At 67.6% G+C, this 23,687-nt stretch carries 23 protein-coding genes; 12 read left to right on the plus strand and 11 right to left on the minus strand.

Features of this window, described 5'->3' with window-relative positions:
* The gene (locus tag ACZLZQ_RS03985; RefSeq protein WP_472948442.1) at positions 1-1,365 is read left to right on the plus strand and encodes a cytochrome P450; all 1,365 of its coding nucleotides are present in this window, start codon (positions 1-3) and stop codon (positions 1,363-1,365) included.
* A gap of 84 nt (positions 1,366-1,449) precedes the next feature.
* Here the strand turns inward: ACZLZQ_RS03985 and cysK are convergent, their stop codons facing one another.
* Complete coding sequence (cysK, locus tag ACZLZQ_RS03990) at positions 1,450-2,478, minus strand: cysteine synthase A (protein WP_472948257.1); 1,029 nt, start codon at positions 2,476-2,478, stop codon at positions 1,450-1,452.
* A 449-nt stretch (positions 2,479-2,927) separates the two neighbouring features.
* On the opposite strand from cysK, the gene ACZLZQ_RS03995 reads away from it, so the two are divergent.
* Positions 2,928-3,788: a GGDEF domain-containing protein gene (locus ACZLZQ_RS03995; RefSeq protein WP_472948258.1), complete on the plus strand. Its 861-nt coding sequence runs from the start codon at positions 2,928-2,930 to the stop codon at positions 3,786-3,788.
* A gap of 27 nt (positions 3,789-3,815) precedes the next feature.
* Here ACZLZQ_RS03995 and dut read toward each other — a convergent pair whose 3' ends face one another.
* Genes dut through ubiE form a run of 6 tightly spaced genes read right to left on the minus strand, consistent with a single transcriptional unit; the run spans position 3,816 to position 8,673 of the window.
* Positions 3,816-4,265 (minus strand): dUTP diphosphatase, encoded by a 450-nt coding sequence (dut, locus tag ACZLZQ_RS04000; protein WP_472948259.1) that lies wholly within the window; start codon positions 4,263-4,265, stop codon positions 3,816-3,818.
* Positions 4,266-4,300: 35 nt separating this feature from the next.
* Entirely contained in the window at positions 4,301-5,527 is a 1,227-nt protein-coding gene (coaBC, locus tag ACZLZQ_RS04005) for a bifunctional phosphopantothenoylcysteine decarboxylase/phosphopantothenate--cysteine ligase CoaBC (RefSeq protein ID WP_472948260.1), read from the minus strand.
* Positions 5,524-5,922, minus strand: a complete 399-nt coding sequence (locus ACZLZQ_RS04010; protein ID WP_472948261.1) for a type II toxin-antitoxin system VapC family toxin — start codon at positions 5,920-5,922, stop codon at positions 5,524-5,526. Before ACZLZQ_RS04010 ends, coaBC begins: the two co-directional genes overlap by 4 nt.
* Positions 5,919-6,254 carry a FitA-like ribbon-helix-helix domain-containing protein gene (locus ACZLZQ_RS04015; protein ID WP_472948262.1) on the minus strand — a complete coding sequence of 112 codons (336 nt, stop codon included), beginning with the start codon at positions 6,252-6,254 and terminating at the stop codon, positions 5,919-5,921. Before ACZLZQ_RS04015 ends, ACZLZQ_RS04010 begins: the two co-directional genes overlap by 4 nt.
* A gap of 53 nt (positions 6,255-6,307) precedes the next feature.
* Positions 6,308-7,888, minus strand: a complete 1,581-nt coding sequence (gene ubiB, locus ACZLZQ_RS04020; protein ID WP_472948263.1) for a 2-polyprenylphenol 6-hydroxylase — start codon at positions 7,886-7,888, stop codon at positions 6,308-6,310.
* Between the two features lie 5 nt (positions 7,889-7,893).
* Positions 7,894-8,673, minus strand: coding sequence for a bifunctional demethylmenaquinone methyltransferase/2-methoxy-6-polyprenyl-1,4-benzoquinol methylase UbiE (ubiE, locus tag ACZLZQ_RS04025; protein ID WP_472934414.1), 780 nt, complete (start codon positions 8,671-8,673; stop codon positions 7,894-7,896).
* A gap of 134 nt (positions 8,674-8,807) precedes the next feature.
* On the opposite strand from ubiE, the gene mutM reads away from it, so the two are divergent.
* The 8 genes from mutM to moeB all read left to right on the plus strand — a co-directional run bounded on the left by mutM (position 8,808) and on the right by moeB (position 17,248).
* The gene (gene mutM / locus ACZLZQ_RS04030; protein ID WP_472948264.1) at positions 8,808-9,710 is read left to right on the plus strand and encodes a bifunctional DNA-formamidopyrimidine glycosylase/DNA-(apurinic or apyrimidinic site) lyase; all 903 of its coding nucleotides are present in this window, start codon (positions 8,808-8,810) and stop codon (positions 9,708-9,710) included.
* 141 nt (positions 9,711-9,851) lie between these two features.
* Positions 9,852-10,625 (plus strand): enoyl-CoA hydratase, encoded by a 774-nt coding sequence (locus tag ACZLZQ_RS04035; RefSeq protein WP_472934412.1) that lies wholly within the window; start codon positions 9,852-9,854, stop codon positions 10,623-10,625.
* 181 nt (positions 10,626-10,806) lie between these two features.
* On the plus strand, positions 10,807-11,085 hold the full coding sequence (gene rpsT, locus ACZLZQ_RS04040; protein ID WP_472934411.1) for a 30S ribosomal protein S20: 279 nt from the start codon (positions 10,807-10,809) through the stop codon (positions 11,083-11,085).
* 638 nt (positions 11,086-11,723) lie between these two features.
* Positions 11,724-12,155 (plus strand): rhodanese-like domain-containing protein, encoded by a 432-nt coding sequence (locus ACZLZQ_RS04045; protein WP_472948265.1) that lies wholly within the window; start codon positions 11,724-11,726, stop codon positions 12,153-12,155.
* Positions 12,152-13,750: a chromosomal replication initiator protein DnaA gene (gene dnaA / locus ACZLZQ_RS04050; protein ID WP_472948266.1), complete on the plus strand. Its 1,599-nt coding sequence runs from the start codon at positions 12,152-12,154 to the stop codon at positions 13,748-13,750. Before ACZLZQ_RS04045 ends, dnaA begins: the two co-directional genes overlap by 4 nt.
* A gap of 227 nt (positions 13,751-13,977) precedes the next feature.
* A complete protein-coding gene (gene dnaN, locus ACZLZQ_RS04055; RefSeq protein WP_472948267.1) occupies positions 13,978-15,096 on the plus strand; it encodes a DNA polymerase III subunit beta in 1,119 nt (372 codons plus the stop codon).
* A gap of 143 nt (positions 15,097-15,239) precedes the next feature.
* Positions 15,240-16,358, plus strand: coding sequence for a DNA replication/repair protein RecF (gene recF, locus ACZLZQ_RS04060; protein WP_472948443.1), 1,119 nt, complete (start codon positions 15,240-15,242; stop codon positions 16,356-16,358).
* A gap of 101 nt (positions 16,359-16,459) precedes the next feature.
* Positions 16,460-17,248, plus strand: coding sequence for a molybdopterin-synthase adenylyltransferase MoeB (gene moeB, locus ACZLZQ_RS04065; RefSeq protein ID WP_472948444.1), 789 nt, complete (start codon positions 16,460-16,462; stop codon positions 17,246-17,248).
* Between the two features lie 330 nt (positions 17,249-17,578).
* Here moeB and ACZLZQ_RS04070 read toward each other — a convergent pair whose 3' ends face one another.
* Together ACZLZQ_RS04070 and ACZLZQ_RS04075 are read right to left on the minus strand one after the other, a co-directional pair.
* Positions 17,579-19,390, minus strand: coding sequence for a flavin-containing monooxygenase (locus tag ACZLZQ_RS04070; protein ID WP_472948445.1), 1,812 nt, complete (start codon positions 19,388-19,390; stop codon positions 17,579-17,581).
* A gap of 219 nt (positions 19,391-19,609) precedes the next feature.
* Entirely contained in the window at positions 19,610-20,611 is a 1,002-nt protein-coding gene (locus ACZLZQ_RS04075) for a 2-hydroxyacid dehydrogenase (protein WP_472948268.1), read from the minus strand.
* A gap of 198 nt (positions 20,612-20,809) precedes the next feature.
* On the opposite strand from ACZLZQ_RS04075, the gene ACZLZQ_RS04080 reads away from it, so the two are divergent.
* Entirely contained in the window at positions 20,810-21,361 is a 552-nt protein-coding gene (locus tag ACZLZQ_RS04080; protein ID WP_472948269.1) for an SH3 domain-containing protein, read from the plus strand.
* 434 nt (positions 21,362-21,795) lie between these two features.
* On the opposite strand, the gene irrA is transcribed toward ACZLZQ_RS04080, so the two are convergent.
* Positions 21,796-22,245: an iron response transcriptional regulator IrrA gene (gene irrA / locus ACZLZQ_RS04085; protein WP_472934466.1), complete on the minus strand. Its 450-nt coding sequence runs from the start codon at positions 22,243-22,245 to the stop codon at positions 21,796-21,798.
* A gap of 227 nt (positions 22,246-22,472) precedes the next feature.
* Complete coding sequence (locus tag ACZLZQ_RS04090) at positions 22,473-22,952, minus strand: hypothetical protein (protein ID WP_472948270.1); 480 nt, start codon at positions 22,950-22,952, stop codon at positions 22,473-22,475.
* Between the two features lie 177 nt (positions 22,953-23,129).
* On the opposite strand from ACZLZQ_RS04090, the gene fabA reads away from it, so the two are divergent.
* Positions 23,130-23,654 carry a 3-hydroxyacyl-[acyl-carrier-protein] dehydratase FabA gene (fabA, locus tag ACZLZQ_RS04095; RefSeq protein WP_472934403.1) on the plus strand — a complete coding sequence of 175 codons (525 nt, stop codon included), beginning with the start codon at positions 23,130-23,132 and terminating at the stop codon, positions 23,652-23,654.
* The last annotated feature ends 33 nt before the right edge of the window (positions 23,655-23,687 follow it).

Consider the following 23,687-nt stretch of genomic DNA (forward strand, 5'->3'; position numbering starts at 1 on the left):
ATGGACATGTCGCCGATCCCCTTCCGCGCGCCCGCCCCGCTGCCGCAGGCGCGTCACCTTGGGCTGGCGGGCTTTCTCCTTACCGCGGCGCGCAATCCGCTGGAGCTGTGGAGCGCCGAAGCGTACCGCCAGCCCTATGTCGTCGCGAACTGGCTGAAGGTGCCGACGGTGATCGTCAACGACCCGGTGGCGGTCCGCCACGTGATGGTCGACAACGCCCGCAATTACGTCATGCAGCCGCTGCGCCAGCGGCTCCTGCGCCCCGTCCTGCGCGATGGCCTGCTGACCGCCGAGGGCGAGCTGTGGAAGCGCACCCGCAAGGCGCTGGCCCCGGTGTTCACGCCGCGCAACATCGAGGCCTTCGCGCCGGTCATGCGGGCGCGCACCGAGGCTTTCGCAGAGGATCTCGCGGCCCGGCCGGACGGGCGGATCGACGCCGCCTTCCAGATGACGCTCCTGACCTACGACATCCTGCAAGCGACGCTGTTCTCCGACGACATCGCCGGCGACCCGCTGGAGTTTGCCGCCACGATGGAGCGCTTCCTCGGCCGCATGGGCCGCGTCGATCCGCTCGATCTCCTGGGCGCCCCGGCCTTCCTGCCGCGGCCGACACGGCTCTTTTCCGGCCGCTCGCAGCATTATTTCCGCAAGCTCATCGCTGATACGATCGACCGGCGGCAGGCGCTGGTGACGCAGGATCCCGCTGCGGCGCCGGCCGACTTCCTGACGCTGCTGCTGAAGGCCGACGGGCTGTCGCGCCAGGCGATCGAGGACAACATCATCACCTTCATCGGTGCCGGGCACGAGACCACGGCGCGCGCCGTCGGCTGGACGCTCTACCTCCTCAGCCAGGCCCCGGAGGAACGCGCCAAGGTCGAGGACGAACTCGACCGCCTGCTGCCGGGGCTGGATGACCCCGTGACCTGGCCGTCGACGCTGGTGCACACCCGTGCGGCCTTCGAGGAAGCGATGCGGCTCTATCCCCCCGCGCCCTCCCTGAACCGCACCGCCATCGCCGAGGACCGCGTCGGCGATCTTGTCATTCCGGCCGGCGCCTCGGTGCTCGTAATGCCCTGGCTTATCCACCGGCACGAGGCGCTTTGGCAGAACCCGGCTTCGTTCATCCCCGATCGTTTCCTGCCCGGCCGGCGCGAAAGCATCGAGCGCTTCCAGTACCTGCCTTTCGGCCTCGGGCCCCGCGTCTGCATCGGGCAGGGGTTCGCCATGCTGGAGGGCGTGGTGATCCTCGCCAGCCTTCTCTCTCGGCTCCGCTTCGATTTCGCCGGAGAGCGCCAGCCGCGGCCGGTGCAGAAGATCACCATCCAGCCGGACCGGGGCTTTCCGATGCGGGTCTCGCGACGCTGACAGCGTCCCGGAACCGGTGCCGCTTCGCTGTCAGGAGGTCTCACGGCATCCCGCCGCGCCCGGCAGACCGGACGCGGCGTCGGCTCAGATCGCCGGGGGCGGATTTGCCGTCGGCGTCTCGGGCTCGGCATCGTCCAGTCCCTCGAACAGAGCGGTCGAGAGATAGCGCTCGGCGAAGGACGGGATGATGATGACGATGTTCTTGCCTTCGTTCTCCGGCCGCAAGCCGACCTCGATTGCCGCCGCCAGCGCCGCGCCGGACGAGATGCCGACCGGCACGCCTTCCAGCCGGGCGACGAGGCGGGCGAGTTCGAAGGCGGTGTCGTTGTCCACCTTCACCACCTCGTCATAGATCTCGCGGTCGAGAATGGCCGGGGCAAAGCCCGCGCCGATGCCCTGGATCTTGTGCGGGCCGGGCGCTCCGCCCGACAGCACCGGCGAGTTCGACGGCTCGACGGCGACGATGTGGACGGCCGGATTGCGCTGCTTCAGCACCTGGCCCGTCCCGGTGATCGTCCCGCCGGTGCCGATGCCCGCGATGAAGACGTCGACCTTGCCGCCGGTGTCGTTCCAAATCTCCTCAGCCGTCGTCACCCGGTGGATCTCCGGATTGGCGGCGTTCTCGAACTGCTGCGGGATGACGGCGTTCGGGATGTCCTTCAGGAGTTCCTCGGCTTTCGCGATGGCGCCCTTCATGCCCTTGGCGCCTTCGGTGAGCACCAGTTCCGCGCCCAGCAGGCGCAGCATCTTGCGCCGCTCGATCGACATCGTCTCGGGCATGGTGAGGATCAGCTGATACCCCTTCGCCGCCGCGGCAAAGGCGAGACCGATGCCGGTATTGCCCGAGGTCGGCTCAATCAGCGTGGTCTTGCCGGGGGTGATCTTGCCGGACGCCTCCAGCGCCTCGATCATGGCAACGCCGATCCGGTCCTTGACCGACGAGGTCGGGTTGAAGAATTCGAGCTTGGCCAGGAGATTGGCCTTCACGCCCTTCTCCCGCGCCAGCTTGTCGAGCCGCACGATCGGCGTGTCGCCGATGGTATCGACGATCGAGTCGTAGATCCGTCCGCGTCCGTGGGTGCGGGCCTTGCCCGTCTGTACAGCCTTGTCCATCACCATTCCCCGTCAGGCGGCCAAGCCGCGCTTCTGTCGCGGCTGCGCCGCTTTCATTCCTGCGGCCGAGCCGCTCGCCTTGCGCGGTCCGACCGGCACCAAGCGACACTTCGTCTGCCGCAGACTGCGGCCTCGCTGCCGCCGCCGCCTGCGACCCGCCCCGCATCTTACGGCAGCCGGGCGAAAACACCGAGCCTTCCCGGCTCGGGTGCAGCCTTGCCGTGCGGAACAGCTTTCCGCCGAGAGCGGCATCCTTGGCATCAGATTGCCCTTGCAGAGGCCCATGGCAATGCCGCTCGTCACGACACCCCGCCGCTTAATTGCAAATTCTCCGCTTCCAGGTGACAGCGCGTTGACGACCCCAGTGGACGAGGTCGCGCCATTCACATTTTGGCAACCCGACGCGCGCGTCATGCCGGTATGCGGCAGGATGCTGAGAGGACAGAGGTTTGACGAAGCGACCGGGCGCTCTGCCCCAGCTTTGCCTGGAAGTGATGGGCCTGACGACCCTCATGGGCGCCGTCATCCTCATCGCTGCGTTTCATGTCTTCGGCGGGTCGGCCGCCGTCGCCCCGCGCCTGGCGCTGTGGTTCTCGATCGCCGCTTTGTTCCTGACCGCCCTGCCGGTCCAGGCCTATATCCTCATCCGCCTGCGCATGCTGGCCGCCGAAAATGCCACCCTGTTCGAGGCGGCCACCCGCGACGGGCTGACGCGCGTCCTCAACCGCACGGCCTTCAAGACCGGGGTGGAGGAGGCGATCCAGGTCCTTGGGCGGCGGGCCGGCGACAAGCGGCCCTCGACGCTGCTGATCGTCGATGCCGACCATTTCAAGCGGATCAACGACCGGCTCGGCCACCCCGTCGGCGACCAGGCGCTGGTGGCGATCGCCGCCACGCTCCGGGGCTCGGTGCGGCGCGACGACATCGTCGGCCGCATCGGCGGCGAAGAGTTCGGCATTCTCCTGCGCGGGGCGGGCTATGAGGAGGCGATGGTGGTTGCCGAGCGGCTGCGCCTTGCCATCCACGCGCTGAGCGTCGGCACGCTGCAGTACAAGCAGCAGCTCTCCGTCAGCATGGGCGGCGTCACTTTCGAGCAGGCGGTGCCCTACGAAACGCTCTACCGCTCGGCCGACGCGAACCTCTACCGGGCGAAGAAGAGCGGGCGAAACCGCGTCAGGCTGGTCAATCTCCAGCCGCTGCCGTTCCAGCGGCATGGCGACCCAGGGCGGGCGACCCGCACCCTCGGCGGGCCGGCGGCCACTGCCGCCCCGGCAGACCAGAACTCCGCGCGCCGCATCGGCTCAGCCTGATCACCAACCCGGAGGCGCCGCCAGGCATCAGACGCCGGTCGAGCCGAAGCCACCCATGCCGCGTGCGGTCTCCGGCAGTTCTTCGGCCTCGGCGAACGCCGCAAGCACCACGGGCGCGATGACGATCTGGGCGATGCGGTCGCCATGCCTTATGGTGAACGCGTCCGGCCCGTGGTTGACGAGGATCGCCATCACCTCGCCGCGATAGTCGCTGTCGACCGTGCCGGGGGAATTCAGCACGGTGACGCCGTGCTTGGCGGCCAACCCCGAGCGCGGCCGCACCTGCATCTCGAAACCTTCCGGCACCGCGAAGCAGAAGCCGGACGGCACCAGCGCTCGTCCGCCCGGTGCGATCGTCAGCGGCTCAGAGAGCGCTGCCGTCAGGTCCGCCCCCGCCGAGCCGGCCGTCTGGTAGAACGGCAGCGGCAGGCCGGCGCCGTGCGGCAGGCGCTTCAGGTGAACGATCGGCTGGGTCATCTTGCATCTCGCTGGAAGGATCGGCTGGGCACGGCTCAGGCTGTCGGAGCGGCCGTCAGGAGGTCGGCGATGCGCTGCGCAAGGCGCTCGGCGACCGCTTCCTTGGTCATTTCCGGCCAGGGCTCGCTGCCGGACCGAGAGACGAGGTGGACGGTGTTGGTCGTCCCGCCCATCACGCCCTGGCGCCCCTCGCCTTGCGACACGTCGTTCGCCACGATGATATCGGCGCCCTTGCGGTCGAGCTTCGAGATGGCGTTGGCAAGGAGGTCGTTGGTCTCGGCGGCAAAGCCGACCACCAGCGCCGGTCGCTCACGATGATGGCCGATGGTGGCGAGGATGTCGGGGTTTTCCGCCAGCGCCAGCGGCGCCGGCGCCTCGGCGCCTTTCTTCAGCTTGATCGGCGCCTCATCCGCCGTCCGCCAGTCCGCCACCGCCGCGACGAAGACGCCGACATCCACCGGCAGCGTTGCCTCGACCGCCGCCAGCATTTCGCGCGCCGTCTCGACGGCCACCGTCGCCACGCCCGCAGGCGGCGGGATCGTGACCGGGCCGGAGACCAGCACGACATCGGCGCCGAGCCGCGCCAGCGCGCCGGCAATCGCATGGCCTTGCCGGCCGGAGGAGCGGTTGGCGATGTAGCGCACGGGGTCGATCGGCTCGTGCGTCGGGCCGGAGGTCACCACCACGCGCTTGCCGGCGAGCGGCTGGGCGGCCGGCTGGAGCAGTGCCTCGAGCGCGGCGACGATCTCCAGCGGCTCGGCCATCCGCCCGAGGCCCGCCTCGTTCGCCTCCGCCATCTCGCCGCCCTTCGGCCCGACGAAGCGGATGCCGTCGGCCTCCAGCTGCTGCAGATTGCGGGCGGTCGCGGGGTGGCTCCACATCGCCGGGTTCATCGCCGGCGCCATCAGCACCGGCGCCCGCGTCGCAAGCAGCACAGCACCGGCGAGATCGTCGGCAAGGCCCGCCGCCAGCCGCGCCATCCGGTCCGCCGTCGCCGGCGCAACGATGACGGCGTCGCAGCCGCGGGCGAGCCGGATGTGCCCGACATCCGTCTCGTCCTCGCGGTCGAACAGCTCGCCATAGACCCGCGACGCCGCGAGCGTGCCGACCGACAGCGGCGTCACGAACTCGGCCGCCGCCGCCGTCATCACCGGCACCACGGCCGCCCCGCGCTCGCGCAGCCGCCGGATCAAGTCCAGCACCTTGTAGGCCGCGATGCCGCCGCCGACGATGAGGAGGACGCGCTGGCCGGAAAGGGTCACGCGAGCGCCTGCCGCAGGTCTGTGTGCACGAAATCGTCTCCCACAAAGAGCAAAGGTAGGTCTCTTGCCTTCGCCAGCGCATAGGCGAAGCAGTCGCCGAAATTCAGCCGGGCGGGACTGCCTGTTCCCTGGCCATAACGGGAATAGGCGTCGATGGCGATGCGTACCTGCTGCGCATCGACATCGACCGGCTCGACGCGCAATCGATCGAGCAGCAATACCTTCAGGGCACTGCCACGGGTTCCCCATTTCGCCTGCACGACGATTGCCAGCTCCAGCGCTGTCCCGCCCGACATCAGCACGATGTCGGCATCGAGCGCGCATGCTAGGACGCGCTCGGCACAGGGCTCCTTGTTGAGCACCGATACCAAGGCGGAGGTATCGATTGCGATCACTCCGTACCGTCGGACAGGGCGTCGCTGAAGACCTTCAAGTCAAAAGGCTCTGAGAGTCGCTGGCCAAAGGAGAGAAGAATCTTTAGCTCCGCCTCCCGATCATTGCTGCGCGGAGGCAACCGAAAGTCGGCCCCGGGGCCCGCTCCACTCTTGGGATTGCGAAGAAACTTCAAGGCCCACTCGACAGTTTCAGGCTCAGGCGAGCTCCGCTCCACCGCGTCGCCCAGAACCCGCCGCGCCTCATCCTCGACCGGCACGCCCTTGCGTTCCGCCTGCGCCTCCAGCGCCTGCATCACGCGCTCGTCGATGTTGCGGATCGTCATGCTCGCCATGCCTCATCCTCCCGCCTAATCAGGCGAAGTCTAGGGCTGGCAACGCGCGCCGTCTACATCAGCAGCCCGACCGCGATCCCGACCAGCGCCAGCGCCGTCACCCATTGCGCGATGTGGCCGGAGAGGATGCCGAGCTTGGTGTCCTTGGCGAGGTCGACCAGCGTGTCGTCGTTGATGCGAATGCCGTTCTCGATCAGCTCCGGCATCTGCTGCGCCAGGATTTCGATCCCGTCGGCGAACTCCGGCAGGCGCTTGGCGATGCGCATCAGCGCCTCCAGCCCCTTGCGCGCATCGCGCAGCTTCGCCGCCGGCCCGAGCTCGGAGAGGATGTATTCCGTGACCACCGGCTCGGCGGCGACCCACATGTTGAACTTCGGATCGAAGGAGCGCGCAACGCCCTCGACCACGACCATGGTCTTCTGCAGGAGGATCAGCTCGGGACGCGTCTTCATCTCGAAGAGCTCGGTCACCTCGAACAGCAGCGTCAGGAGATGGCCCATCGAGATCGTCTCGGCGGGCTGGCCGTGGATCGGCTCGCCGATCGCCCGCAGCGCCTGCGCAAAGCTTAGCACATCCTGGCTGCGCGGCACGTAGCCGGCCTCGAAATGCACTTCCGCGACGCGCCGATAGTCGCGCCGGATGAAGCCGTAGAGGATCTCGGCCAGGAACCGACGGGAGTCCGCACTGAGCCGGCCGACGATGCCGAGGTCGACCGCGATGATCGTGCCGTCCGGGCCGACGAAGAGATTGCCGGGGTGCATGTCGGCGTGGAAGAAGCCGTCGCGCATCGAATGGCGCAGGAAAGACTGGACGACGTTGACGCCGAGCGCCGGCAGGTCGTGCCCCGCCGCGGCGACGGCGCGCACGTCGTTCATCTTGATGCCGTCGACCCATTCCATGGTCAGGACGTCGCGCCCGGTGCGCTCCCAGTCGATCGCCGGCACGCGGAAGTGCGGATCGTCGGCGACGTTCTCGGCCATTTCCGAGGAGGCCGCCGCCTCGAGGCGAAGGTCCATCTCGATGCGGGTCGACTGCGCCAGCGTCTCTACCACCGCCATCGGCCGCAGCCGGCGGGTGCTCGGCACGAAGCGCTCGAGCGTGCGGGCGATGAAGGCGAAGCTGTCGAGCTCGCGCTTGAACCGGACGCGCACTCCCGGCCGCGTCACCTTGACGGCGACCTCGCGCTCGACGCCGTTGCGGTCGCGCGTGCGCGCCCGGTGCACCTGGGCGATCGAGGCGGCGCCCACCACCTCGCCGAATTCGGTGAAGAGATCGTCGATCCGCCGCCCGAGCGTCGTTTCGATCTCAGCGATCGCCTCCGCCTTCGGGAACGGCGGCACGCTGTCCTGCAGGCTCGACAGTTCGCCCGCGATCTTCAGGCCAACAAGATCCGGCCGCGTCGCCAGGAACTGGCCGAGCTTGACGTAGGAAGGCCCGAGCCGGTTCAGCGCCCGCGACAGCTTCTCCGACCGTTCCGCCTCGTCCGCCGACTTGCGCTCGATGAGGCCGGCCAGGCGATAGGCGAGAAGCGGGCCGGCCGACAGTCCATCGGCGGGCAGCGAGGTGACGACGCCCTCGCGGGCGAGCACGTAGGCTGCCCGCATCAGCGCCAGCGTGCCGGAGAGCGGGTTCACCACCCCTAGAGCTTCCAGCCAGAATGCAGCGCCGCAATGCCGCCGGAGAAATTGCGATGCGTCACCCGCTCGAAGCCGGCACTGCGGATGGCCGTCTCGAAATTCGCCTGGTTGGGAAAGCGGCGGATGGACTCCACCAGATACTCATAAGACTCGCGGTCGCCCGCCACCGCCTTGCCGATCGCCGGAATCGCCTTGAACGACCAAGCCTCGTAGACCTTGTCGAGCACGGGCATGTCGACCTCGGAGAATTCGAGGCAGAGGAACCGGCCGCCGGGCTTCAGCACGCGGTAGGCTTCCGCGAGCGCAAGGTCGATGCGCGGGACGTTCCGGATGCCGAAGGCGATGGTGTAGGCGTCGAAGCTCTGATCGGGCAGGCCGAGGCTTTGGGCATTGCCCTCGATGAAGGTCAGCTTGTCGTCGAGCTTCAGCTTGGCCGCCCGCTCGGCGCCCACCGCCAGCATCGAGCCGTTAATATCGAGCACCGTGCCCCGCGCTTCGCCACGCGAGGCCTCAATGATGCGGAAGGCGATGTCGCCAGTGCCGCCGGCAACGTCGAGAAAGGTCCAGCCCGGACGCTTGGAGGGCGCCAGCCAGTTCACCATCGCCGACTTCCACACCCGGTGTAGCCCGCCCGACATCAAATCGTTCATCAGGTCGTAGCGCTCGGCGACGCGGTGGAAGACCTCGTTCACCCGCGCCTGCTTCTCCTCGGCGCCGCCCACGGCCTGGAAGCCATAGGTGGTTTCCATTCCCTCGGCACCGGTCACTCGGCTCTGCGACATTGGAAGTCCATCTCGTTACGGGTTCGTCCGGCGGAAAAGGCCCGCCACGGCCGGCTTCGACCGATCCTCTAGCGGAACCTCGCCGAAGAGGCCATGTCTGCAGCGCCATGCCCTGCCCGAGGACTTAATCAGCCATGCCGGAATTGCCAGAGGTAGAGACCGTCCGCCGCGGCCTGCAGCCCTTCATGGAGGGTGCCGTGATCCGCCGGGTCGAGCTGCGCCGGCCGGACCTGCGCTTTCCCCTCCCCGACGGATTTGCCGCGCGGCTGGAGGGCCGGCGGATCGACAGCCTGTCGCGCCGGGCGAAATATCTGCTCGCCCATGTCGCCGACACGCCCGCCGACCTCGTCCTCGCGATGCACCTCGGCATGTCCGGCTCGTTCCGCATCGAGACCTCCGACGACACGCTGACTCCCGGCGTGTTCCACCACCCGAGGTCCGAGAGCCGCACGCACGATCACGTTCTCTTCCACATCGAGCAGCCGCAATGGGGCCGGCTGTCGATCGTCTTCAACGATCCCCGCCGTTTCGGCTACATGACGCTGCAGCCGGCCGCCGACCTTGCCGCGCACCCCCATTTCAAGGGCCTCGGCATCGAGCCGACCGGCAATGCGCTGGACGGGGCGCTGCTGGCGCCGCTGTTCGCCGGCAAGGCGGCGCCGTTGAAGGCGGTGCTGCTTGACCAGAAGATCATCGCGGGCCTCGGCAACATCTATGTCTGCGAGGCGCTGTGGCGTGCCCGCCTGTCGCCGCGCCGGCTCGCGGGCACGCTGGTGAAGAAGGACGGACGCCCGACGGTGCGGCTCGACAACCTCGCCGTGCAGATCCGCGAGACCATCGCCGACGCCATCGCCGCCGGCGGCTCGTCGCTGCGCGACTACCGCCAGGCCGACGGCTCCCTCGGCTATTTCCAGCACAGCTTCGCGGTCTACGGCCGCGAAGACGAGCCTTGCCGGCACGAGGGTTGTCGCGGCATCGTGCGGCGGGTGGTGCAGTCCGGCCGCTCGACGTTTTTCTGCCCGGTCTGCCAGGGATAGCGCGGCGGCCCCGCGAGGGCCTACGCTTGCCGGGCGCGGCCGAACCGCTATCTTCGGCGCCTGCGATCTGGCGCCTCGCGGAATGCGGCGCGCCGAGAGTTCAGCTATAAATGCCGCGCGGTGAGTTGAGGGAGACGGTCGATGGCCTATGAGACGATCCGGGTCGAGACCCGCGGCCGGGTCGGGTTGGTGACGCTGGACCGTCCGCAAGCCCTCAACGCGCTGAACGCGACCTTGCTCGCCGAGCTCCTCGACGCCCTCCGCCTTCTCGGCCTCGACGACGCCATCGGCGCCGTGGTGCTGACCGGATCGGAAAAAGCCTTTGCCGCCGGCGCCGACATCAAGGAGATGCAGGCCCTCTCCTTCGTCGAGGCCTATGCCGACGATTTTGCCCGCGGCTGGGAAGAGGTCGCCTGCTTCCGCAAACCGATGATCGCCGCCGTCGCCGGCTATGCGCTCGGCGGCGGCTGCGAATTGGCAATGATGGCCGACTTCATCATCGCGGCTGACAATGCCCGTTTCGGCCAGCCCGAGATCACGCTGGGTGTCCTGCCCGGCATGGGCGGCACGCAGCGCATGGCACGCTCGATCGGCAAGGCCAAGACGATGGATCTCGTCCTCACCGGCCGGATGATGGACGCTGTCGAAGCCGAGCGATGCGGGCTCGTCGCGCGCATCGTCCCGGCGGCCGACCTGTTGAAGGAAGCGATTGCTGCGGCCGAGAAGATCGCCGGCTTCTCGCAGCCCTCGGTGATGATGGCCAAGGAGTCCGTCAACCGCGCCTTCGAGACCGTTCTTGCCGAAGGACTGCGTTTCGAGCGCCGGCTGTTCCACTCGACCTTTGCGCTGGACGACCAGAGCGAGGGCATGGCGGCCTTCATCGAAAAGCGGCCGGCGGTTTTCCGGAACCGCTGATCGGCGAAAATCGCGATCGGGCGCTGCCGCCAGTCCGGTTAGATGTTGACGCGGCCGCGCGGCTTGCCTATAAGCCGCTCGATATTCGGCGGCGCCAGAAGGGGCCGTATGTGCTCGCGCTCTGGTCCGGTCCGGACCAAGGCTGCAGGCCCCCGGCAACCACAGACAAGAGAGTCCAGTCATGGCCAATACGCCATCGGCCAAGAAGGCCACGCGCAAGATCGCCCGTCGCACCGAGGTCAACAAGAACCGCCGCTCGCGCGTTCGGACCTTCCTGCGCAAGGTCGAGGAAGCCATCCTGTCGGGTGACAAGGATGCTGCCCAGGCCGCGTTCAAGGTTGCCGAGCCCGAGCTGATGCGCGCTGTCTCGCGCGGCGTGTTCCACAAGAACACCATCTCCCGCAAGATCTCGCGCCTGTCGGGCCGGGTGAAGAGCACGGGCGAAGCCGCGACCGCGTAACACGCCTACATCTTCTGTTCGAAAGGCTCGGCTCTGCCGGGCCTTTTTGATTCATGGCGCAATTAGAGGCGTGTCACGCCACTGTCATCAGCAGGTTGCCGCCGTATCGACCTCCGCCATCAACGACATAATTTATTTATTGATTTCAATACGTTGCGACAGGTCGCGATTTCCGGCGATGGGGTCGGCTAACCAAATTTTCGTAAGCCCTTGAGTCAAGCGGGCCTCTACAAGATTCCCAAAATTTAAACCTTGTCCCCCGGGTTTAGTTTGTCGGGTTTATGATTTTCCAGAGGAATCAGGGGATTACCCCCAGCCACCCTCTTGCGCGCATGACGAGTCCGCCACACCGGCCCCACCCGTTCAACGATTCATCGCAGACTCGGCTTGCCCGAGCGCCGGCGCTTGCGTAGTTTCAAACCTCAGGCAAGAGAGCGAAAAGACGAAACGTGGGGACGAAGCGTGTTTTCCAGTAAGTTCATCAGCCCCAGAATATCTTAAATCCTTCAGCAAGTCAGAAGGTGCCAAGCCTTAAGGTTTTGGCAAGTATTTCGGGCATCTTAACCCGAGCCATACCAACGATATTTCGAAGACACGCAAGCGGGTTCGGACAGGACCTTGCTGCCGGGGGATTTTCCATGAGCACTCCATATTCGGGCGACGTGACCGTCGGCGCCTGCTGGGAAGCCGTCAGCCAAGAGGCCGACGCCTTCCTGATCGACGTCCGCACGTCCGCCGAATGGACCTATGTCGGCTTTCCCCGCCTTCCCGCGACCGAGCGCCAGCTGTTTCAGGAATGGCAGGTCTTCCCCTCGATGGCCGTCGATCCGCGCTTTGCTGAGAAGGTCGCCGCCCGCGTTGCGGAGCTCGGTGGCAGCGAGGCATCGAAGCTGTACTTCCTCTGCCGGTCGGGTGTGCGCAGCATGGCCAGCGCCGCCGCGCTGACCGCCGCCGGCTTTCAGCACTGCTATAACGTCCTCGACGGCTTCGAGGGACCACCGGACGATGAGGGACACCGCGGGACCACCGCCGGCTGGAAGGCCGCGGACCTGCCCTGGGCGCAGCGATGAGCGCCGTCGCGGCAACGGCCGGGACGGCACCCTCGGTGCTGCCCTTCATGCGGTCGGCCTCGGTCGAACAGAAAACGGTCCCGCAGGGACAGGGAACGGGTAACGGAATGAAGGAAATGCAGGTAGTCGGACCCAAGAGCGACGGCGAGATCTTGCTGCGCGTCAAGGCCCGCCTGCAGGCACAGCTCGGCAAGGACATCTATGCCAGCTGGTTCGAGCGGATGAAGATCGACGAGATGGGCAAGGGCTCCGTCCGCCTGTCGGTGCCGACCGCCTTCCTGAAGACCTGGATCAACTCGCACTATTCCGACATGCTGCTGGCCATCTTCGCCGAGGAAGTGCCGGGCACGCTGAAGGTCGACATTGCCGTGCGCACCGCCGTGCGCAGCGGCCCGGCCGCCAACCAGGCGATGCGCGAGGTAACGGAGATCGCCAAGCCGGCCGCGCGCGGACCGGGCATTATGGACGTGCCGGCCGCCAGCCACGCCTCGCATCCGGCGCTGGAGCGCACGGCCGACTTCTCGGCCCGCGACCGCCACCACAACGGCACCTCCTTCGGCTCGCCGCTCGACAACCGCTACGTCTTTGACACCTTCGTCGAGGGCACCTCGAACCGCGTGGCACTCGCCGCCGCCAAGGCGATCGCCGAAAACGGCCCGCAGTCGGTGCGCTTCAACCCGCTCTTCGTCCACGCCAATGTCGGCCTTGGCAAGACCCACCTGCTGCAGGCGATCGCCAATGCCGCGACCCGGCGCGCCGACCAGCCGCGCGTCGTCTACCTCACCGCCGAATATTTCATGTGGCGCTTTGCCACCGCGATCCGCGACAACCAGGCGCTCGACTTCAAGGAGAATCTGCGCGGCATCGACATCCTGATCATCGACGACATGCAGTTCCTGCAAGGCAAGTCGATCCAGCAGGAGTTCTGCCATCTCCTCAACGCGCTGATCGATTCCGCGCGGCAGGTGATCGTCGCCGCCGACCGCCCGGCCTTCGAGCTGGAATCGCTCGATGCCCGGGTGCGCTCGCGCCTGTCGGGCGGCGTCGCCATCGAGATGGTCTCGCCCGATTTCGACATGCGCAAGGAAATCCTCACCAACCGCGTCGACGCGCTGAAGGTCGAGGATCCGAGCTTCCTGATCGACGAGAAGGTGGTCGACACCATCGCCCGCCGGGTGATCGGCTCCGGCCGCGACCTCGAGGGCGCGTTCAACCAGATCGCCTTCCGCCACGCCGTCGGCCAGCCGCTGTCGGCCGACCACCTCGACGACCTCCTGAACTCGCTGACCCGCACCAATGGCGAGAAGCGGATCCGCATCGAGGACATCCTGAAATTCGTCTCGCGCCACTACAACGTGACGCGCACCGACATCCTCTCCGCCCGCCGTACCCGCACCATCGTCCGCCCGCGGCAGATCGCGATGTACCTGGCGAAAACCATGACGCCGCGCTCGCTGCCGGAGATCGGCCGCCGTTTTGGCGGACGCGACCACACAACGGTGCTGCACGCCGTGCGCAAGATCGAGGGCGAGCGAGCTAAGGACGAGAAGCTCGGCGAGGAGCTCGACCTCATCCGCCGCATGATCGAGGAATAGGCCTGTCTTGCCCAGCCGGTTTCGGCGGGCCGACAGCGTCACCGAACCAGCGCCGGCGCTCCGCTTCTGCGGGCCGCCGGCGCATCTGTCTCGACTGTGCGGCGCAAGGCTTTTCAAGCCGTGCTGCAGCCTCTAAAAGGTTCGCACTCCCGCGGGGAAACCACGACGCCCGAACGCTTGCCGCGAACCGGATGCCGGCGCTCCTCCGAAAGAAATGGTTGTCTCCCATGCGTATCATCATCGAGCGTTCCAACCTTCTGAAGACGCTGGGCCACGTCCACCGCGTGGTCGAGCGGCGCAACACCATCCCGATCCTGTCCAATGTCCTTGTCAAGACCGAGGACGGCGCGCTCCGCCTGAAGGCGACCGACCTCGACCTCGAGATCACCGAGACGGTGGCGGCGAACGGCGAGCAGGAGGGCGCGACGACGGTGCCGGCGCACCTTCTCTACGACATCGTGCGCAAGCTCTCCGACGGCTCCGAGGTAAAGCTCGCGACGAACGCCGACGGCAACCAGATGACGGTGACCTCCGGCCGCTCGAATTTCCGCCTGCAGTGCCTGCCCGAATCCGACTTCCCCGACATCACCGCCGGCGTCTTCTCGCACACGTTCAAGCTGAAGGGCTCCGCCCTCGGCCGCCTCGTCGAGCGCACCCAGTTCGCGATCTCGACAGAGGAGACGCGCTACTACCTCAACGGCATCTTCCTCCACACCATCGAGTCCGAGGGCTCGCTGCGTCTGCGCGCCGTCGCCACCGACGGCCACCGCCTGGCGCGGGCCGAGATGGAGGCACCCGCCGGCTCCGAGGGCATGCCGGGCATCATCATCCCGCGCAAGACGGTCGGCGAGCTGCAGAAGCTTCTCGACAGTGGCGACGATGAGATCCTCGTCGAGCTCTCCGATTCCAAGATCCGCTTCACCATCGGCCCGGTGGTGATGACCTCGAAGCTGATCGACGGCACCTTCCCCGACTACCAGCGCGTCATCCCGCAGAACAACGACAAGGAGCTGACGCTCGACCGGCAGACCTTCTCGGCCGCCGTCGACCGCGTCTCCACCATCTCGTCCGAGCGCGGCCGCGCGGTGAAGCTCGCCGTCACCAACGGCCAGCTGACCCTCACGGTGAACAGCCCGGACGCCGGCACCGCGACGGAAGAGCTCGCCGTCGGCTACGAGTCCGACGACATTGAGATCGGCTTCAACGCCCGCTATCTCCTCGACATCACCGGGCAGCTCTCCGGCGACACCGCCGTCTTCATGCTCGCCGATCCCGGGTCGCCCACCCTCATCAAGGACGGCGGCGACGACGGCACGCTCTACGTCCTCATGCCCATGCGGGTGTGACGGGCACCGTCACGCTGATCCCGGCGACCGGTATCTCGGCCACGGAGAACGCGGTCCCGACCGTCCGCAACGACAAGGCCCGCGCGGATGACGACGGCGTCTTAGGGCTGGCCCATGCTCCGCCCGTTACCACCGGCAAGACCATGTCGCATCTCTCGGCGCTCCGCCTCGTCGACTTCCGCAACTATGCGACCTTGCAGGTCGACCTTGCCGCACGCTTCGTGGTGCTGGCCGGCGACAACGGCGCCGGCAAGACCAACCTCATGGAAGCGGTCTCGCTGCTGACCCCCGGCCGCGGCCTTCGGCGCGCCGCCTATGCCGACATGATCCGCGCCGGCGGCAGCGGCGGCTTTTCGGTCCGCGCCGACCTGACCTTCGGCGATGACACCTTGCAGCTCGCCACCCTCGTCCGCCCCGAGGCGGGCAACGGGCTCGCCCGCACCGTCAGGATCGACGAGACGCAAGCGAAATCGGCCGACGAGCTCCTCGACCATCTCCGCATCCTCTGGCTGACCCCGGCGATGGACGGCCTCTTCACCGGCCCCTCCGGCGACCGGCGCCGCTTCCTCGACCGCCTCGTGCTGACCGTCGATCCCGCGCATGGCCGAAGGGCCTTGGACTACGAGCGGGCGATGCGCCAGCGCAACCGGCTGCTCGCCGACGGGCGACAGGACGATGCCTGGCTCGCCGGCCTCGAGGCGCAGCTCGCCGAGCTCGGCATCGCCATCGCCATCGCCCGGCACGAGTTGGTCGGTCTGCTCAGAACGATGATCGGCGCCTCGACCGACGACAGCCCGTTTCCGAAGGCGGACCTGGCGCTGACCAGCGGCTACGGCTTCGACGATCTCGCCCGCCCCGCCGTCGACCTCGAGGACGAGGCCGCCGAGCGGCTCGCCCGGCAGCGGCCGCTCGACCGCGCCGCGGGGCGCACGCTCGAGGGCCCGCACCGCGCCGACCTCCTCATCACCCACCGCGCCAAGGCGATGCCGGCCGCCCTCTCCTCCACCGGCGAGCAGAAGGCGCTCTTGATCGGCCTCGTGCTCGCCCATGCCGGCCTCGTCCGGGCGATGAGCGGCATCGGCCCGGTGCTCCTCCTCGACGAGGTCGCCGCCCACCTCGATCCCGGCCGCCGCGCCGGCCTCTTCGACATCATCGAGCACCTCGACGTGCAGGCCTTCATGACCGGCACCGACGCCTCCCTCTTCGAGGCGCTGGGCGACCGCGCGCAGCACCTGACGGTCGACCAGGGGACGATCTCATGAGCCATCAAAATCCGCCGCTCGTCCCCGCCGACCTGGCTGACCCGGCCGACCCCGCCGACCCGGCTACGACCATCCCCACCGCCAAGGCTCTGCCGGTTCCGATGTCCGCCGCCCCCTCTGCAAATCCGCCGCCGCCGCTGTCTGCCGACGAGCTCTCCCGCTACGCCCGCCACATCGTGCTGCCGGAGGTCGGCGGCCCCGGCCAGCAGCGGCTGAAGCGGGCGAAAATGCTGGTGATCGGCGCCGGCGGGCTCGGCTCGCCGGTGGTGCTGTATCTCGCCTCCGCCGGCGTCGGCACGATCGGCATCGTCGACGACGACACGGTCTCGCTCTCCAACCTCCAGCGGCAGGTGCTGCACGGCACCGCCGACATCGGCCGCTCCAAGCTCGACAGCGCCACCTCAGCGGTCGCGGCCCTCAACCCGCACGTCACCGTGGTGCCGCACAAGCTGCGCCTCGACGCCGCCAACGGCGCTGATATCGTCGCCGCCTACGACCTTGTCATCGACGGCTCCGACAACTTTGCCACCCGCTACGCCCTGGCCGACCTCTGCGAGGCCGCCGAGCGCCCGCTGGTGACGGCCGCGGTAAACCGCTTCTCCGGCTCGCTGACGGTGCTCATGCCCTATGCGACGTCGCCGGAGGGCGCGCGCCATCCCGGCTACCGCGACCTCTTCCCGGAAGCGCCGCCCGCGGGGTTGGTGCCCTCCTGCGCCGAGGCCGGCATCCTCGGCGTCGTCACCGGCATCCTCGGCACGCTGGCCGCCACGGAAGCCATCAAACTCGCCTGCGGCATCGGCGAGCCGCTGGTCGGCCGCCTGCTGATGGTCGACACGCTGGAGATGCGGTTCGAGACGGTGCGGTACCGGCGTCGGGTTGCGAAAAGCTGAGGCCGGGCATGGAGAGGGTGCCGAGGTTGAAAGTTCGTCATCCCGGACTTGATCTCTGCGAAACCGAGGTTTCGCTGGGATCCATTCCTCCGCGGCTCCGCTGCAGTCCGCCGCAGAAGGGAATGTTGCCCCTTACCCCGTTCGTTCAACAGTTTGGAATGGATCCCGGATCAAGTCCGGGATGACGACGGGAAAGGTTGTTGGGTACTGGAGAGGGATGGCGGATGCTGCCGGATCGAGCCCAGGATGACGAGGGAAACGTAGTCACGCGCGGGATAGCCCGGCGGTGATCCGCGCCCTGCCCGATCCGGCCAACGCGCCGCACCCCGCTCAACGCGTGTGGTGCACTTCCTGCAGCCCGTACACCGGCGTCGCAATCCCCTCCGCCCGGGCCTTCAGCTGCAACGCCAGGAACTGCGAGTAATGCCGGGACTGGTGCAAATTGCCACCATGGAACCAGAGGCCTTCCACTTGCGTCGGCTTCCACATGTTGCGCTGCTCGCCCTCCCAGGGGCCCGGATCCTTCGGCGTGTTGGACCCGTGGCCCCAGCACTTGCCGACCCGGTCGGCGGTCTCGCGGTCGACGAGGTCGGCGACCCAGCCGTTCATCGAGCCGTAGCCGGTGGCGTAGACGATGAGGTCGGCCGGAAGCTCCGAGCCGTCGGCGAACCTGACGCCGGTCTCGGTGATCTCCTCGACCTCAACGCCGCTTTTGAGCTTGATCTTGCCGTCGATGATCAGCTGGCTGGCGCCGACGTCGATGTAGTAGCCGGAGCCGCGGCGGAGGTACTTCATGAACAGGCCGGAATCATCGGCGCCGAAGTCGAGCATGAAGCCGGCCTTTTCCAGCGCCGCGTAGAAGTCTGCGTCGACCTCGCGCATGCGGTTGGCCACCGGGATCTGGAACTCGTGCATGATCCGGTAGGGCAGCGAGGCGAAGATGAGGTCGGCCTTGGCGGTGGTGACGCCATTGGCGAGCGCTTGCTCGGAGTAGAGCGGGCCGAGGCTCTCGGTCATCAGCGTCTCTGAGCGGGCGATGTGGGTGGTCGAACGCTGCACCATCGTGACGTCGGCGCCGGCTTCCCAGAGGGCCGCGCAAATGTCGTGCGCGGAATTGTTGGAGCCGATCACCACGGCCTTCTTGCCTGCCCAGGCGTCGGGGCCCGGATGGACCGAGGAATGGTGCTGCTCGCCCTTGAAGCGCTCCATGCCCTTGAAGGTCGGGAGGTTCGGTTTCGCCGACATGCCGGTGGCGAAGACCAGCTGCTTCGGCCGCAGGACGATCTCCTCGCCGCCGCGGACGACGGTGACGTTCCACTCTTTCCGGGCCTCGTCCCAGTGTGCCGTCTTCGCCTCGGTGGAGTTCCAGACGTTGAGCTCCATCACCTTGGCGTACATTTCCAGCCAGTCGCCGATCTTGTCCTTCGGGGCGAAGACCGGCCAGTTCTTCGGGAAATCGATGTAGGGCAGGTGGTCGTACCAGACGGGATCATGCAGGCAGAGCGACTTGTAGCGCTTGCGCCAGGCGTCGCCGGGCCGTTCGTGCTTGTCGACGATGATGGTGGAGACGCCGAGCTGGCGCAGCCGCGCGCCGAGCGCGAGGCCGCCCTGGCCGCCACCGATCACCAGCACTTCCGGCTGGGTGGTGCGGCCGAGCGCCTCGGCCTCCGCCTGCCGCTGCTCCAGCCAGGATGTGCGCCCCTTGGCCGATCCGTGCTCGGCGCCCATCGGGCGGCGCTCGCCCATCCTCTCCTCGTGCCCCTTCAGCTCGGTCATGGTCGTGAGGAGGGTCCAGGCCTTGCCGTCCTTCAGCCGGAGATGGCCGCGGCCCCGGGCCACCGCGGTCTCGAAGGTGATCCAGCTCTCGGTGACGCCGCCAGCCTCCGAAGGCTCCTCCTCGATGCGGAAATTCCTTGGCTTCACGTCGGCAAGGACCGCCGACAGCATGTCCTCGACCCCTTCGGGACCTTCGACGGTCTTGATGTTCCAGGTGAAGCTGACGAGGTCGCGCCAGTAGCTCTCGGCGTTGAACAAAGCAGCGGCCGCCTTCGCGTCCCCGGCGACCAGCGCGGCCTCGAAGGCCGCCAGCCAGGTCTCGACCGCCCCGCGCGCCGGGCTCGATACCACCGCCGGCCGTTCCATGGTCTCGCTCATGCCGTTCCTCCCCGAATGCTTTTCGGCAAGGATCGACCGTGCGGGCCCGGCTTGTCCATCTTGCGGGTGCGAAGAGCGGGCGGAAAAATGCTGATGCGTTGCAGCAAGTGTCGGAGGATGAGCCGATCTCCTCCCTTGAGGGGGAAATCGGCGCGTCGGGCGGCAGCGCCAGTTTCTAGGCTGTCGCTTGCGCGAAATCTGCCGGCGCTAAATCCGGCCCGGCAGGATCCGGTCGGGCGGGCGGTGGCCGTCCATCATCGCACGGATGTTGATCATCACCTTCTCGCCCATGTCGATGCGGGCCTCGATCGTCGCCGAGCCCATGTGCGGCAGCAGCACGACGCGGTGCGCCTCGGCGAGCCGCATCAGCCGCCGGTCGACCGCCGGCTCGCCCTCGAACACGTCGAGCCCGGCGCCGGCGATGCGGCCCTCCTCGATCAGGCCGATCAGCGCCGGCTGGTCGATGATGTCGCCGCGGGCGATGTTGACGATGAAGGCGTGCGACGGAATCAGCGCCAGCCGCCGCGCCGAGAGAAGATGGAAGGTCGCCGGCGTCGACGGGCAGTTGACGGAGATGATGTCCATCCGCGCCAGCATCTGATCGAGGCTCGCCCAATAGGTGGCGCCGAGCGCCTCCTCGGTCTTCGGGCTGACGCGGTGGCGGTTGTGGTAGTGGATCTCGAGCCCGAAGGCTTTTGCCCGCCGCGCGACGGCGGTGCCGACGCGGCCCATGCCGACGATGCCGAGCTTCTTGCCGCCGAGGCGGCGGCCGAGCATGGCGGTCGGCGACCAGCCGGCCCAGGGCTCCCCGCTGATGAGGCGCATGCCGCCCTCGACCAGCCGCCGCGGCACCGCCAGAATCAGCGCCATCGTCATGTCGGCGGTGTCCTCGTTGAGGACATTCGGCGTGTTGGTGACGAAGATGCCGCGCGCGTGCGCCGCCTCGACGTCGATGTTGTCGACGCCATTGCCGTAATTGGCGATCAGCTTCAGCCGCTCGCCCGCCTGCTCGATCATGGCGCGGTCGATGCGGTCGGTCACCGTCGGCACCAGCACGTCGACGCGGCGGAGCGCGGCGACGAGCTCGGGCTGGCTCATCGGCTTGTCGCTGGCGTTGAAGGAGACGTCGAACAGCTCGCCCATGCGGGCCTCGATCGGCTCGGGCAGCCGGCGCGTGATCGCGACGACCGGTCTAGGGCGCTCCGTCATCGTGCCTCCTCCGCTCGCCGCTTCAAGGGCTTGTTAACCTCAACGCGCGATAATCGGACCAGTCGAGAAGTCCCGTCCATAGCAAGCCGTCCTCCCGAAAACAAAGGTTTCCGGCAGAGGTTCGGTGCCCTCGCGATGCTGCATCGCAGCATTCCGGGCGCGTTGGGGATGGTCCTGTCTCGGCAGGCCCTGTCTGGAGTGTTTCCGTTGAGTCTTCGTTCCTTCGTCCTGGCACTGGCCGGCACGGCCGCCCTCCTCGCCTCCGCCGCCATGCAGGCCCCCGCGCTCGCGCAGGAAACCGGCTCGATCACCGGCGCCTATTCCAAGCTCGCTTTGCCGCGCTTCGTCTCGCTGAAGTCCGGCCGGGTGAACCTGCGCGTCGGCCCGGGCCGCGACTACGCCGTCTCCTGGCTCTACCTGAAGCCCGGCCTGCCGGTCGAAGTGGTGCAGGAATACGAGCTGTGGCGCCGGGTGCGCGACAGCGAGGGCACCGAGGGCTGGGTCTACCATTCGCTGCTCTCGGGCGAGCGCACCGCCATCGCCGCCCCCTGGCTGAAGGGCAAGAGCACGACCATCGACATGCACAACAGCGCCGGCGAGAGCGCGACGCTCGTCGCCAAGCTCGAGCCCGGCGTCATCACCAGCGTGCGCGAATGCGGCCTCGGCTGGTGCGAGGTCGAGGTCTCCGGCCGCAAGGGCTACGTCCACCAGCACGAGATCTGGGGCGTCTATCCCGACGAGCGGTTCTAGGCCATCGCGCCACGGGAACCGGTGCACGCAAAGAGCCGGATGCGAAGAGAACGCTCGAACCGCATCAGCGCGGGATAGGCCGGTTACTTCCGAACCCGGACGACGAAGCACTCCATCGCCCACTCCGATCAGCGTCCACCAAAAGCCGGAATGTCGTCATCCTCGCGCGAAGCGCGGGGACCCATGCCTCTCCGCGGACCTTGCACTTCGGCGCGGAGTTGAACGCGCTCGACCGCTCTTGGCATCATCCGGCATGACGGCATGGGTCCCCGGGGCTACGGCCCCGAGGATCACGAGGTTCGAAAGCTGAGCCTCGCATCCCGTCGATCCGGCACATCATACCACGCAGGCCAACAAAAAGCCCGGCTCTCTCGCGAGGACCGGGCTTTCAAAACGTCTTTGCCGCCGCACCGAAGCGCGGACAGCCTGTAGCCTCAAGACAAGGCGTCGGCCGGACGCGCCACCTTGCGGCGCAGGCGCACGACGACGTCGACATTGACGATCTCCATGCCTTCCGGCGGCTCCGGCAGTTCCGAGAGCTTGATGCCGCCGTTCGGGATGTCGATCATCTCGTTCGCCTCTTCGAGGAAGAAGTGATGGTGATCGGAGGTGTTGGTGTCGAAATAGGTGCGCTGGCCCTCGCCGGTGAGCGGGCGGATGATGCCGACATCGGTGAACTGGTGCAGCGTGTTGTAGACGGTGGCGAGCGAGACCGGCTCGCCGGCGCGGTGCGCCTCCTCGTGCAGTTCCTCGGCCGAGAGGTGCCGGTCGCCCGATCCGAAGATCAGGTTGCACAGCGCCACGCGTTGGCGGGTCGGGCGCAGGCCCGCAGCCCGCAGCCGCTCGAACACACAGAAGAACTGTCCACGGCCCCGATTTTCCATCGTCTTGCCCACCATCTTCACGTCCATCATGCCGCGCGCCCCACCGGAGAGCGCTGATAACACCGAAGATATAGACAATTCGTGGCGAGATCACAAACGCTGCGTCGCGGCAAGATGGAGAGGCCGCCGGGAAAACGCATATGCGGCTCCGATTTCGCGCTCCCCTGACGTTGTGGGGGTATGGCGACGGACGCGGTTCTTCGAGACGAGGGTCGCGGTCTGTCGTCCTATCCCCTGCAGCCCGCCTCCAGCGCCGCCAGCGCCTTGCCCGAACCGGTCAGCGGCAAGGTAACCCGGCCGGCTGGCGCCGAGACCTCGACCTTGCGGCCCTTCTTCAGGGCATCGATCATCGGCTGCAGCTCGCCGAGCGACGCCGTGCGGGCGAGATCATGCCCCCCGTCGCCGCGCGCCACCGGGCGTGTCTCCTGCAGGAAGGCGATGTCGTTCGCCGAGACCACCACGGTATAGCTTCCATCGGTCGGCAGGCCGGCGGCAAAGCCTGAGAATCGCAGCGCGAGGCGCCCCGGTGGCAGGCCGGCGCAGCTTATCCAGATCGTCGTGAAGCCGCGGCCGGCGCCATAGCCGGCCGTCCGCGCACTCGCCCCGGCCGGCTCGGCGTGCCAGCCGCCGGCCGCCGCGGCGGGCGATGCCATGCCGGCGAGGAGAAGACCGCAGAGGGCCGACAGGCGCAGGGTTTCAACGGGCATCGCCGCCTTTCCAGACAAGAGAAACGCCAAGGAGACTTTCATTCGCCATCTGGTGACCCTAGCTTTGCCGGCAGACATGCACGCCGGCGGCGCTGCCGGGTTTGTGTCCGGACGCACCCGTGCTAAAGGCGACGCCGAAACCGGCGTGGGGCAGCGTCCGGACGGATATGGAAGATCATGGCACCCGGCAAGACGCATTACGATTACGATGAGCTGATCACCTGCGGCCACGGCCAGCTGTTCGGACCCGGCAACGCGCAGCTGCCGCTGCCGCCGATGCTGATGTTCGACCGGATCACCGAGGTGACCACCGATGGTGGCCAGTTCGGCAAGGGTTCGATCAAGGCCGAGTTCGACGTCAATCCCGACCTCTGGTTCTTTAAATGCCATTTCGAGGGCGACCCGGTGATGCCGGGCTGCCTCGGCGTCGATGCGCTCTGGCAGCTGACCGGCTTCTATCTCGGCTGGCTCGGCGAAGAGGGCCGCGGCCGGGCGCTCGGCGTCGGCGAGGTCAAATTCTCGGGCCAGGTGACGCCGAAAGTGAAGCTCGTCGAGTACGGCGTCGAGTTCAAGCGCGTCATGCGCTCGCGTCTGAAGCTTGGCATCGCCGAAGGCTGGGTCAAGGCCGATGGCGTGCTGATCTACAAGGCGAGTGACCTGCGCGTCGGTCTGTTCAAGGACGAAGAGCCCGCCGCGGCCTGACCCCTGCGCCAGCCGCGGCCGACCGGCAAGACC

Source organism: Mesocryomonas lacus (assembly GCF_055730105.2).